Origin of the sequence: Mesotoga sp. UBA5825 (assembly GCF_002432955.1) — a bacterium.
Classification (GTDB): Bacteria; Thermotogota; Thermotogae; order Petrotogales; family Kosmotogaceae; genus Mesotoga.
The window spans coordinates 44165-56457 of sequence record NZ_DJHG01000063.1; the positions used below are offsets into that span (position 1 = coordinate 44165).

Here is a 12293-nt window from a genome sequence, read left to right on the forward strand (position 1 = left end):
CTAATACTGTAACCCGAGGCGGTTTTTCACCGGCATCGCTTTAAGGAGCACGAATCAATTCTTTCATCCGATCTTCTTGAGTAAATACATACTGAACACATAAAGACAGCTTGCCATCACAGCCAGTGAGACAAAAGCAACTCCAAACGAGATTGTGTCAGCGATTCTTCCGAAAATTGGGAAGAAAATTATCATTACTAAGCTATACATCATACTTGCAAAGGATATTATCGTTGCCCTGCTCCTGGATGGAATCAGCTTATTTATGTAGTCGTTGCCTGCTACGAACAGCATGGCTTCAATCATAGTTACAACCATGAAGAAAGGTAACTTGTTCGAGCAAAGAGCCACACCCCACATGGATGCGACGGAAACAAGAGGCAGTATGATCAGGACTTTCTTCTCCTTCAGCAGATGAGATAACCTCTGAACCTTCATGGCCACTAAACCGGCAAGAAACGACCCGGCTGCAAGGTATATGCCAATCTGAAACTCCGTGCGGCCAAGTCCTTTCCAGTAGTTTTGAATGTAAAAGAATATGCAGGCGCTGAATGCCAATATAGTCTGAACAAAAAAGATAAGAAATGCAACCTTCTTATCTCTAGCGATTATTGAGAAGCTATCAACAATCTGCTTCAAGAAGCCCCGGAAGGTCTTTGAGTTACGGCTCACCGATTCGAGGATTGGTGGTTCTGTGAACGAAAGAGAATAGACCGCCGAAAATGTGATGATCCCGGCGGAAACCCAAAATGCATAGTGGTAATTGTACGTTCCCAGGAACCCGCCGATTAGAAGCGCCGTAACTGAAGACACTTGAAATATAGCCTCCTGCCTCCCAAGAACCGATATGAAATTGTCTTCTTTTTTCAGATATTTGAGAGAGTCATAAACAAGAGCCTCTCCAGAACCTGATTCCAGGTTATACGAAAGTGCAGCGAGTATCATGAATAGTGCGAAATGAAGGAAGTTCCTAGAGCCGATCAATACTAGAATGCTTACAAGAGATAGACACCTCCCGATGGTTCTGCTGAGCTTTCTTCCGAACAAGTCTGCTACAGACCCGGTAGGGACCTCCATCGTCAAAGAGGTCACGTGGAATATTCCTTCAAGGAAACCGATCTGCGTCAAACTCATTCCCCTGGAGGCCATGTATATCATCCATAGACCGCTCGACAGTCTCATGTTCATAAGGAAAGAGAATAGGTAATTTTTCTTTATGTTGCTTTTCATGAGCTCAACCATGTTATTCATACGGTTTCTCCCAAAAGAAAGAGGCCGTGACGCTCGTCACGGCCTCTTGATTCACAGCGAAGATTTCAGAGCAATCCAGGCTCGACGAGGTAGCATTTGCCCACGGAATCCAAAAATCCGCCCAAAATAGCTCTTCTATAAGCCTGAATAACTTCTAGCATGTGGGTTTGCTCCTTCTCCTGGATTGAGTTAGGAATATTATATATCAAATAGGCTCATAAAAAAGTTTCCAATGCGGATGAGGCATTTCTCGTTATTCTCCGGGTTCTCCAGCTGCTAGAAAATCCCCATCGGTGCCGAGCTCTCAATCTTCCTCCTCAGAATTATGAAGGAAAGTTTTTGCGCTTCTCCTGAAGTTCGACTCATCATAGGAGTCCGCAAGAATCTCTTTTGTACGATCAAAGGAGTCGATATCAATCTCCTCTGAATACTCGAAGCTTTTAAGCATACCTTCTTCAATGGTGAGAATCTTTTCCCCGTGTTCTGCAATGAACTGCCTGTCGTGACTAATGAAGAAAAACCCTCCTGCGAAGTCGTTGAGAAGTCTGTCAAGTACTTCTAGAGATTCAATATCCAAATGATTGGTTGGCTCGTCCATAAAGATGAACTCAACCTTTGAAAGAAGGGATTTCAGTAAGGCAAGCCTCATCAACTCTCCGTAGCTCATCTTTTTAATCTCCGAGAAAGCCTTCTCTCCCTTGAGACCGATATTGGCCAGGTGACTTCTGACGGTGGTCTCTTCCAGTCCAAGGTCGGCGATTTCTTCATAGGGAGTTCCTCTTTCGAAGAGTTCTGCGACATTCTGTGGAATGTACATCCAGTTTACACTATCGTTTCTGTACATTCTGCCACTCGATGGTTCCAGAATCCCTACTAGGCATTTCATCAGAGTTGTTTTCCCCGAACCATTCGGCCCTATGAGACCAACTCTATCGGAAGTATCTATGTTAACAGAGGCCTCCCTTATGACTTCATTTTCTTCGTAAGAGAACGAGAGGCCCTCCACCATGACCATTTTTCTGTTCGGAACTCCATATTTAGGAATCCTGACAGTAACAGGCTTCTCAACAAACGGTTTTTCGCACTCCAGTTCACCGATCAGTCTTTCGGTCCTTTTCTGTACAGCTAGCGCACGTCTGGCTAGTTTGGCCGCCATATGTCCTTCATGGCCTTTATCGCTTGCGAATCTCTTTGAAGCCTCTCTTGAATCTGACCAGCTCTTCCTCCTGGTCGCATCGAGTTCAAGTTGACGTATCTTCTTACTTATCTCTTCACTTTTCTTCTGCCTTGAGAGGAAATCACTTTTCAGATGCGCCAGCATCTCAGAATAGCCGCCTCGAACTCCTATTGCCTCTCCTCTTTTCAGATAGATCGTCTTGTGAGCGACTCTGTCGATGAATCTCCTGTCATGACTTACAACAATAACTCCAACACCCCTCTCGCTTAGTGAGGTTATGATCTCTTCAAGTCTTAAGGTCATTTCTATATCGAGATGGTTTGTCGGCTCGTCCAGCAAGAAAAGATTCGAACCGGAGAGAACTCCCCTGACAAGGGAGAGAATTCTCTTCTGCCCATGGGAGAAATTCATGTACGGGAAATCCAGATTGTCAACATTGATGCCAAACTCATTTAGAAATGAAGAAATCTTTGCTTCGAACTCGAATCCCCCAACATTATGAAATTCATTTATGAGTTCCGCATAGGTCATAGGATCATTTACAGAGCTGCCCAATTTCTCGTAGATGTCGAAGAGCTCTTTTTTCGCCCCCAGTAGGTACTCCTTCACTGTCCCATGAAAGTCTGCGGTCTCCTGGTTAACAAGAAGCGGGTCGATACCTTGCTCTATAGTTATTTTTCCTTCCGAGGGAGTGATTTCACCTTTGATGGATTTCAGGAGAGTCGACTTGCCGGCACCGTTTGCCCCGGTGACAGCCAAAATCTCTCCTGCAGCGAGATCGAGACTGACTTTCTTAAGAACGTCTACGCTTCCAAAGGAAATTGAAAGATTGTGTATTTGAAGCAAATTGATCACCTCCAGTAAGGCTAGAAGCTCAAAGTTATTTGAATTGAACGGCTAAACAGGATTGAGGTCTTTCGATGTTTTTTTTGAGGAAGTATTCAGTTTTGTAGATTAAAGAAGTCTATTCTTCATTTCAGCACCTACTGGTTTGCGATCAGTAATTTATAACACATAGATCAAGGCCAAGTCAAACTCATTATCGAGTTGAGCATGATGCACTACCAACAATTACTACGGTTTAGTTTGATAGTGAACTTGCGCAGCTATGGAAAGCAAAAGCAAGTTCTAGTTAGATTGTGATCTTCAGAATGTTTCTGCCGTCAACATAGGAGTATTCGGCTTTCCTGGAAAACCTCTTTATTAAGTAGATACCCATTCCACCTTGCTGCAGAAGCTCGATGTTCTCAAGATTTGGATCATCCACCTCAAGTGGATTGAACTCTCTTGAAGTGTCTTCGATTGTAATTACTACTTCATTTTCCCCGATAGCGAGACTGACTGATATGAGATCTTCTTCAGTAAGCTGGCCGTGCTTAACGATATTAGAGCAAGCCTCAATTACTATCAAGCCAGCTCTGAAACCGGTTTCATTGCCCATGCACCTTCTTACTATCTCCGAGACTTTAGCCGAGAAAGCATCGATTTTGCTCATTTCGGATCTAACGTTGAAATTGTACTTCTTCTCACCCATCTCTCAACACGAATTCTTGATGACTTCTTCAAGGCTACAATCCTTTACAACAAAGAGCCTATCGAGCCTCAGAGTATTAAGCAGCTTCTTTATCTCTTTAGACAGATTTATCAAGACGAGATCACTATCTTCAGCAGCAACTGTCTTGTAGATGCTTATCAAAGCGGCAATGCCCATAGAGTCAATGAATTCGATGTTGGTCCCATCGACGATCACTGACGAACAGCTTTTGAGATCGACTGTCTCTTGCCATTTTCTGAACCTCGCCGATGTCTCTCCTGTGATTCTCGCTCTTTCCAAGAGGGAAATTACTCCGATCTTATTCTCCATCATCTTCAATTCAAACATCTTACACTCTGCTCCTCGTTTTCATAGATTTCCGGACCATCTGACGTTCTTACTAGAACTCTATGAGCAGCGCCGTAATATCATCTTCAGCCAACACACTTCCTTTGAAGCTATCAAATGAGGTCTTAAGACGCTCAGATGTTTCCTCAATGTCTATATTCGCACAACTCGCAAAGAGATCTCTTAGTCTGCTCTCACCATACATCTCACCTTTTTCGTTCGACAACTCAATCAATCCGTCTGTATACACCAGAAGACGATCTCCCTTTAATAACGGCACTCTCGACACTTCTCCGCGAACCATGTTCATACCAATCAGGCTTTCTCTCCTATCATCAAGCAGTTCAACAGAGCCCTTTCTAAGAATCATCGGCGAGGGGTGGCCCGCATTTGCCAGAAGAGCAAAGCCTTCTAGATCAACAACTACGGCGATAATAGTAAAGAATAGATTGAACCTCTCAAACACGAAGTTCTTGTCGAGCTCTTTCATGAAGCTGCTCAGGTCGAAATCTATGTCGTTAATACCGGATCTGAAATCTTCAATGAACCGGTGCACCATAACCGATAGCATTGCAGCATTTACTCCATGTCCGGACATATCCGCTAAATAAACGAAGAAACGGTTTTCGTTCAACCTAAACACATCGAATATATCGCCGCCAACTCTGTAGGAAGGTTCGTAGATCCATCTGACAGCAAGTCCTTGTGGATCGCTTTTTGGTACAAGCGCGTTTTGTATCTTTCCCGCCGCAAGAACATCACTCTCAAGATTGTCTACAGCTATTCTCAGAGACTTTATCAACTCGTGTAACTTCAACTGAGTATTCACTCTAAGTAAAACCTCTTCGGGAAGAAAGGGTTTTGAGATGAAATCAACGGCCCCCGAACTGAGAGCAGTAAGTTTGCTCTGCCTGTCGGAAGAGCCGGTAAGTACGATTACTGGAATAGACCGCAGCTCTTCACTAGACTTGAGCTCAGTCAGAATATCCAGTCCATTGTAGTCGGGCAGCATAAGATCCAGCAAGATCATATCAGGCTTGTCTCTTGACAGTGAAGACAACGCAGACCTACCATCGGGGCTTTCGATCACATCGTGTCTATCCCTGACAAGTATTGATTTTAGAAGCACTCTAACCGAACTGTCGTCATCCACCACCAATATCCTGCTCACCTCACCACTCCTATTCGAAATAACGCAGAGCTTCAGCAGGTTCTATTCTTGAGGCCGAATAACTGGGAATAATCGTAGACACAAGTGAAGCAAAATAGAATATCAGGGTCATGGCAGCAAGCTGATTCCACGGAATATACAGTTTCATGCCTTCCATCAATGGAGAAGCGTAGATCTCTATACTTGTAAGAGTGCCGGTTACAATTCCGAGAACAATACCAACAATCGCGATAAATGAACTTTCCAAGAGAAAGGAGGAGAACACCATCTTCTTCGTAAATCCAATTGCCTTAAGCATTCCGATTATTCGCTTTCTTTCGTGAAGAGCCTTGAACATAATGATCGCGATTCCTACGATCCCGACTAGCATCCCGAAGTAAAGGAAAGATCTGAGAATGTTGACTGTTCCTTCCAGCATATTGGATGTTAAATTGATTATGTCGTCAACATAAAGGAGGAAGAGGCTCCTAGATTCGATCTTACTCTGCAGGGTGTCGAAGTTCTCTTTCTTCTGATCCGGAGAAGTGCCTGAAAGGTTGAAAAGTAAGTATCTCTCTGCAGCACTTCCTGCTAACTCGCTAGGAACATTTCCTGCATAGATTAGGAGTCCATTGAGGAAGGAGATAGTATTTTCCGGAATTGTAGCGATTACTTCCAAATAAACAGGACTGGTGTCAATCGACTCTGACGAAACCCCTCTTCTCAACAACCCGCCAATACCTTGACCGGAATCTCCCTGATCGACTAACCCTCTGAGTTCCAGAGTATCTCCAGGAACAACATCCGGCAAAACGCTATTAGACACTATTACAGTACCGGGATTACTACGCAAGTAATCCCAAAGCTCTTCACCGCTTGATATGTCTAGGTCCTCATCGTAAAGAATATCGGTCAATCTGCTATTGTCTATGAAAAGGTCGTCAACTAGATATATCTGTTCAAGTCCAAAGCTATCCTCTTTTCTCACAGCTACGTTCATACCCGCCACGGTCGAGATCTCTCTCACTTCAGGCTGTGACTGAAGTTCAGTGAAGGAGAAGGTTCTCTCTCCTGTAAGCGAGAAGGCGCCAGCATCAAAACCAGTGAAAACCGCGTCCCTGCTTCTTATAAGCATTTGCTCCATCGAGTAAGGTATTACAGAGATAAGCGTAATCACGAAAATCACAACCGCAAACATGGCAATGGTAAGACCTGTCCTCATGCGATTCCTGGAAGAAAAGGCTATCGAAATCTTGAATACTGGTGCGGCAGCTCTCGCCTTTTGGAACAACTTATTCAGGAGAAACTCGAAAGTCTTTAGATTATAGACAATCAGGAAAAGACCGGCGAAAAGAATCGCAGCCCCTTTTGCAACCGTTAGATAGATGGAAGAACCGCTGGAAGCTATTAATGAAAAAGAGTTACTGACCATTGTAAACGCTATGACCGCAATGGAGAAGAGCGACTCGATTAACCTCTTGTTTCTCGCTGGAATAGCAATCGGTATTAGCAGACCTGTCAATACGACACCCGTAAAAAAGCCGTTTGCATTACCTATAGAGTAGGCACTATATGCAACTACTATTGACAAGAGAACTCCAACTGAAGCTATGATATTCAGTAAGAGTCTTTGGCGCTCGTCCAGTTCTTCGGGAATATTCCTTACGGCGGTAACTATATTTGTTCGCGAAATTTTCCTTCCCGTATATAAAATTATTACCAATGGAATGATCAATCCAAGGAGAAACCCATAAGCAATCGAATCGGTACGCACAAAAAAGGCAAACGAGCTCTGCATGGAATCAAATGCGATGTTCGCTCCTTCAATGGGAATAAGCGTTACGATATCTTCGGAAAGACTCACAAAACTTCCCAGAGTAAACCTTGCGATAGCCAAACCAGCGAGCACACCAATTGCTGAAGATATTATCGAGTAGAAGAATCCTTCATAGAAAATGGTTCTTGAGACCCTTTTTCTCGAATAGCCTATCGCTCTGAGAGTTCCAAGCTCGGTTCTTCTCTCTTGTGCCAGCATCAAATATATATTTGTCAGAAGAAGCGCTCCTGCGAATATTGCGAAAACGCTTAACATAAGGAATAGAAGACCGATATTGCCTTGATCAACCATCCTGATAGAATCCCTCTTTACCTCTCTAACAGCAAACTCTTCGCCGGCCACCTCTCTTATCGCTACCACAACATCATCAGTATGCCTCTCCCCCTTTAAGAAATCACCGCGATTGGATACAAGCAAAGCGTTGAAATAATCATCCACACCGATTTTCAAAACCTCTCTCGCGACTTCAACATCCATAAGCATAGTGAATGCGTTTGGCCGTTGATTCTCTATCTGATAATTAAAAACACCGTTACCTTCAACAATGTCAATAATTTTCACTTGTGGAAGAGGAATCCAGAAGAGCAACCTCTGTCCAGGATCCGCAAGGATTTCGATCTCGTCTCCAACCGACACTCTTAATGAATCAGCGAGCTCTCGGTTTATTATGAGGCCGGGTACACCATCCGTTGGGGGAGGAATCGCTAGATCGATACCGGAAGCGTCGGGCCACTTTGACAAATGATCGAACAAGACTCCTATGATGGTGACCTCCATACTCTGACCGGTTTGACTTCTTGCGTTACCCGGGAGACCCGCTGAAACAGTCCTGCTGAGAATGGGAAGAACACCGTCAACCTGTTCATTTCTGGACAGTGAATCGACAAGAGCCTCTATCTTGAAGTTTGGGATGAACTCTTTTACGACGTTCTGATTATCTGAAGGAATGTAGACCAATTCATCTATCTCACCATGAGTTCTCTCGATCTGACTAAACAAAAACTTCTGAAAGGAATCGTTCATGGCCATGGAGCCCATTATCAGCGCCGTTCCTATCAATGATCCCATTATTACGAGGAAAGTATCGGATTTTCTTCTGTAGACGTTCCTGTAACCTATTTTGAAGATTATTGGATTCATTATCATGGAGACAATGGTTGCAATTACAGCAATCCCCGTAAAAAGACTCACTATCTGTATTAGCACTCTTCCACCTTCAATTCATTATTCTCTTCAATCTTCAGAATGTGACCGCTGTCCAAATGGAGAATCCTGTTGGAATAATCGGAGACTCTTTCATCGTGGGTTACAATAACGAAAGTCTGATTAAGAGTTTGGTTCAGCTCAGTTATAAGATTCATAAGGTCGCCGCTGGTTTTCGTGTCGAGGGCTCCGGTGGGTTCGTCGGCCCACACGATTGCAGGTTTATGAACAAGTGCTCTTGCAATGGAAACTCTCTGTCGCTCACCACCGCTTAGTCGAGAAGGCAGATAATGCTCTCGCTCCATGAGATTCACTTTTGCGAGAATCTCCATAGCGGCTTCTCGAGCCTTTTTTTGGTTGCTTCCCATTGTAAGCATGGCAAGCTCAACGTTCTCAACCGCATTCAGTACTGGTATAAGATTGTAGAACTGAAAAACGAATCCCATGTTCATTGCCCTGAATCGAGTCTTTTCGTCGTCCTTCAGTGAATGAAGATCCACACCTCTAATTATGACTTTCCCTTCAGTCGGGGTATCAATTCCTGAAAGGCAGTTCAGAAGCGTACTCTTTCCACAACCAGATGGTCCGAGAATCGACAGTATCTCCCCCTCGTAGATATCGAAGGATACATCCTTCAAAGCCTCAACCGAAATCTCACCTGACCTATAAGTTTTACTAACGTTTCTAACTTCAACAAACGCCATTTCGAACCTCCTTTCAGTAAGCGAAAGATCATTTCTACAAAGTAATATCGTCCACAGCTTTTCTTATCTCATTATTGAGCTTCTGTATTGTCTTCTCAAGACTTGAAAAGGCCTTTCTAGACAAAGCAACAATTATCCCTGAAGCACAGTAGGAGAATACACCGGCCGCAACTTCTGTCCTCCTCTGAACCAGTACCGATGAAAGCATTACTGCAAGAGGAAAAAGCGGTGCGGCATAGGCAGAGAATATGTACAGCTTTCTCTGTAGCTCTGATGGTTTTCTTAGCTTCTCTTCGAGAGAAAGCACAACTTCTTTAAGCTTCTTCAGATTCTCGGAATCGATTATCTTGCCTTTCGTACTTTCGTTAAAGGTATCGGTAAGAGTTAGTACACTGTGAACATCTTCTAGAAAGGCAGAGATCTTCTTGGAGCGACCACCCCCCGGTACTCCCATTATAATCAAGTAGTCGAAAACGATTACTAGCGGAAGAAAGAAAAAAATGGGCTGCGTATAAGTGCCCTCGGCGAAATTGAGTATAAAAAGAATTGCAGTAGCTACCAAATAGTAAACCGTCAACTTTTTCATCAATCCATTTCCGGCAGTTTCTCCACCATCACTGAGGACGCGGAGACCCTTACTTTACATTCGTCAATCTCCTCAACCCAGTCTATCGGTATGAGCTTTTTCGACTTGGAGCCAAAACCACCATATTCGGAAACTAAATGAGTTATCTTCCCTTCGTCATTCAGGACGAAGCTTCTTAACCTTCCAATCGTCTTTTCCTCAGCACTAACTATATCACAACCTGGTTCGAGTGACTTAGTATCTTTGGGAACGTTTATCGAAGTGTTGAGGGGCGGAAGAGGATAAAGCTCTGCATAATCACCTACCGGTCTGAGCCAGTATACCGGAGTAACCCCGCTTTCCAAGTTATCAATCTCCTCTCCGGTCACAAAGAATGTCTCCTCGTAATCCTGCAGAGTTTCAACATCCTTCGATTCAATTTTCAACCTAACCTCATCGGGAGCCGCAAAAAAGATAGTCGTTATCGGCACGAGCTTTGCCACTCTATTGAAGATACCTTTCTCTATTACGACATGAGTGACTTCATTGTTCTTGGGATGAATAACAACCCGGATGACTTTTCCGAGGTCTTTCCCATCGGAAGAAATGGCTTTTGCACCCCATCTAATTCTGTTTTCCATAGGTTCACCCCCTTAAAACAAGTTTATCACGTAGGGCATGCTCTACCACAAAGACAATTGGTTATATGACTGCAGAAAACTGGAACGAGTTGTAAAATATAGTGGCTGAATGGTCAAGAATAGAGAGAAATACTGATCCTGGTCAAAGCACTTCGCTGAAGGAATAATCAAAACCGAGAGGAGGAAGTTCGTCTCTACGATTTGGATATGATGGACAATGAGCTATATGAGCCCATTTAGGCTTTTCTGGATATTCGTCAAAGTTAGCACGTTCACCATAGGTGGTGGATACGCGATGATCCCCGTCATCAAAGAGTTCATTGTTGATAAGTACAAGATTATGCAAAACGATGAATTTCTTGATGTTATCGTTACTGCTCAGACAGTACCCGGTGTAATTGCAATCAACACCGCGATGATACTGGGGAGCAGACTGTCCGGATTCTGGGGTGCATTTTTCGCGGTTCTTGGAGCTTCGTTAACTCCATTCATAATAATACTGGTTATCGCAAGCTTCTTCACTGATTTCGTTGATCTACCTGTTTTCAAGGGCTTCTTTGCCGGAGCAAGGGTCGGAGTAACCGTCATACTGGCCAATCTTTCTTTCCAGTTGCTGAGGAGAAGTCTAAAGAGATATATGATACTGGCGGTTATTACCGCGGGGACAATTGCAATTGTCCTTCTCAATTTATCTTCGATCTGGGTCCTGCTAGTCTGCTCTATGCTGATCTACTTCATAGACAAGCGGAGGACGCAATGATCTTAATAAACCTGTTCTGGGCCTTCTTCAAAATCGGTCTTCTTGCCTTCGGGGGTGGTTACGGTGCTCTCAGCCTCATTCAGGATCAAATAGTTAACATAAACAAATGGATTGAACTTGATGAATTTCTCACTCTTATTTCTATCTCTCAGATGACCCCTGGGCCGATAGCAATCAATTCTGCTACCTTCATTGGGTATCAAATTGCCGGAATACCAGGATCGATATTCTCTACAGTTGGAGTAGTTCTTCCAAGTGTGTTCTGGATCTTCTTGATATTGAAAATCCTGAAAGTTGTGTCTAAGTGGATCGATACAGTGGAAGTATTCAATGCACTACGTCTGGGCATAATCGCGCTGATTCTTTCGGCGACTTTCAGAATTGGGATTGAATCTATCAATAGTATTTTTGCACTCATTCTTGGCATTGCTGCTTTTTACATCCTCTATAAGTTTAAACCTTCAGTTATCTGGATTGTTCTTGGAACAGGTTTGATGGGTGTAATCATGAGCTTGTTCCTTCCCCTATAAACCTTATATTATTCGGCTTCTGAGCCACACATGTGCAATAGAGTCAAGAAAAAATTCATTCTTTTGATTGCAAAAATTGAATTTTTCATTCGCATGAGTAATTTGATCAATTTATTCCTGATCTAGCAACGACTCCACTTGGATAATTAAGAGGATTCAAATGAACATATTGCTTAAAACTAGCTAATACTTCAATCGTATGATTCCACGATTAGATCTTGAGAATCTGCCATTATAACCATCTACAGACCGTCAATACCGATTATCATCTTTATGCTTTCTCTTGATAAGTTTTAGAAATCAGTTGAACATGATCTACAATAGACTTGTAATCATAGTTGATGGAAGAGTTCTAGATCCATGGATCATCGAGTGACCTATTCTTTTCAACTGATTCTTGACAATATGAGAACTAAGTATCTGAGAATTGAAGCAGTTAATGTACGGATTATTGCTCAAACACTTGACCGAGGGGGTGCGTTGTATGTGGAAGATACCTGAAGAAGACGAGCATTAGCAACGGTGAATCGAGAAGGTAAAAAGGAAGTTGACTGATTTGGAGGTGTACTGGATGAAGAAGATTGTTGCGATCA

At 43.3% G+C, this 12293-nt stretch carries 11 protein-coding genes; 2 read left to right on the top strand and 9 right to left on the bottom strand.

Going from position 1 to position 12293, the window contains the following annotated elements; translation table 11 throughout:
- Positions 1 to 63 precede the first annotated feature (63 nt).
- From B3N33_RS05985 to B3N33_RS06025, 9 genes are all read right to left on the bottom strand, one after another.
- Positions 64 to 1251: an MFS transporter gene (locus tag B3N33_RS05985; protein ID WP_292592491.1), complete on the bottom strand. Its 1188-nt coding sequence runs from the start codon at positions 1249 to 1251 to the stop codon at positions 64 to 66.
- Between the two features lie 304 nt (positions 1252 to 1555).
- A complete protein-coding gene (locus B3N33_RS05990; RefSeq protein ID WP_292592494.1) occupies positions 1556 to 3274 on the bottom strand; it encodes an ABC-F family ATP-binding cassette domain-containing protein in 1719 nt (572 codons plus the stop codon).
- Positions 3275 to 3560: 286 nt separating this feature from the next.
- The gene (locus B3N33_RS05995; protein WP_292592496.1) at positions 3561 to 3962 is read right to left on the bottom strand and encodes an ATP-binding protein; all 402 of its coding nucleotides are present in this window, start codon (positions 3960 to 3962) and stop codon (positions 3561 to 3563) included.
- A 3-nt stretch (positions 3963 to 3965) separates the two neighbouring features.
- Positions 3966 to 4310, bottom strand: a complete 345-nt coding sequence (locus B3N33_RS06000; protein ID WP_214060845.1) for an STAS domain-containing protein — start codon at positions 4308 to 4310, stop codon at positions 3966 to 3968.
- A gap of 52 nt (positions 4311 to 4362) precedes the next feature.
- Complete coding sequence (locus B3N33_RS06005) at positions 4363 to 5481, bottom strand: PP2C family protein-serine/threonine phosphatase (RefSeq protein WP_214060846.1); 1119 nt, start codon at positions 5479 to 5481, stop codon at positions 4363 to 4365.
- A gap of 10 nt (positions 5482 to 5491) precedes the next feature.
- The gene (locus tag B3N33_RS06010; RefSeq protein ID WP_292592498.1) at positions 5492 to 8503 is read right to left on the bottom strand and encodes an FtsX-like permease family protein; all 3012 of its coding nucleotides are present in this window, start codon (positions 8501 to 8503) and stop codon (positions 5492 to 5494) included.
- Positions 8497 to 9204, bottom strand: a complete 708-nt coding sequence (locus B3N33_RS06015) for an ABC transporter ATP-binding protein (protein WP_292592499.1) — start codon at positions 9202 to 9204, stop codon at positions 8497 to 8499. Before B3N33_RS06015 ends, B3N33_RS06010 begins: the two co-directional genes overlap by 7 nt.
- A gap of 34 nt (positions 9205 to 9238) precedes the next feature.
- Positions 9239 to 9790, bottom strand: coding sequence for a hypothetical protein (locus tag B3N33_RS06020; RefSeq protein ID WP_292590649.1), 552 nt, complete (start codon positions 9788 to 9790; stop codon positions 9239 to 9241).
- A complete protein-coding gene (locus tag B3N33_RS06025; RefSeq protein WP_214060849.1) occupies positions 9790 to 10410 on the bottom strand; it encodes a PRC-barrel domain-containing protein in 621 nt (206 codons plus the stop codon). The genes B3N33_RS06020 and B3N33_RS06025 overlap by 1 nt, the downstream gene beginning before the upstream one ends.
- A 217-nt stretch (positions 10411 to 10627) precedes the next feature.
- Here B3N33_RS06025 and B3N33_RS06030 point away from each other — a divergent pair, with 217 nt between their 5' ends.
- Positions 10628 to 11170, top strand: a complete 543-nt coding sequence (locus B3N33_RS06030) for a chromate transporter (protein ID WP_292592501.1) — start codon at positions 10628 to 10630, stop codon at positions 11168 to 11170.
- Entirely contained in the window at positions 11167 to 11700 is a 534-nt protein-coding gene (locus B3N33_RS06035; RefSeq protein WP_214061050.1) for a chromate transporter, read from the top strand. Before B3N33_RS06030 ends, B3N33_RS06035 begins: the two co-directional genes overlap by 4 nt.
- The last annotated feature ends 593 nt before the right edge of the window (positions 11701 to 12293 follow it).

Coding starts and splice junctions, on each gene's coding strand:
- B3N33_RS06035 (WP_214061050.1), top strand. CDS start 11,167: ATGATCTTAATAAACCTGTTCTGGGCCTTCTTCAAAATCGGTCTTCTT.
- B3N33_RS06015 (WP_292592499.1), bottom strand. CDS start 9,204: ATGGCGTTTGTTGAAGTTAGAAACGTTAGTAAAACTTATAGGTCAGGT.
- B3N33_RS06020 (WP_292590649.1), bottom strand. CDS start 9,790: ATGAAAAAGTTGACGGTTTACTATTTGGTAGCTACTGCAATTCTTTTT.
- B3N33_RS06030 (WP_292592501.1), top strand. CDS start 10,628: ATGAGCTATATGAGCCCATTTAGGCTTTTCTGGATATTCGTCAAAGTT.
- B3N33_RS05985 (WP_292592491.1), bottom strand. CDS start 1,251: ATGAATAACATGGTTGAGCTCATGAAAAGCAACATAAAGAAAAATTAC.
- B3N33_RS06000 (WP_214060845.1), bottom strand. CDS start 4,310: ATGTTTGAATTGAAGATGATGGAGAATAAGATCGGAGTAATTTCCCTC.
- B3N33_RS05995 (WP_292592496.1), bottom strand. CDS start 3,962: ATGGGTGAGAAGAAGTACAATTTCAACGTTAGATCCGAAATGAGCAAA.
- B3N33_RS06025 (WP_214060849.1), bottom strand. CDS start 10,410: ATGGAAAACAGAATTAGATGGGGTGCAAAAGCCATTTCTTCCGATGGG.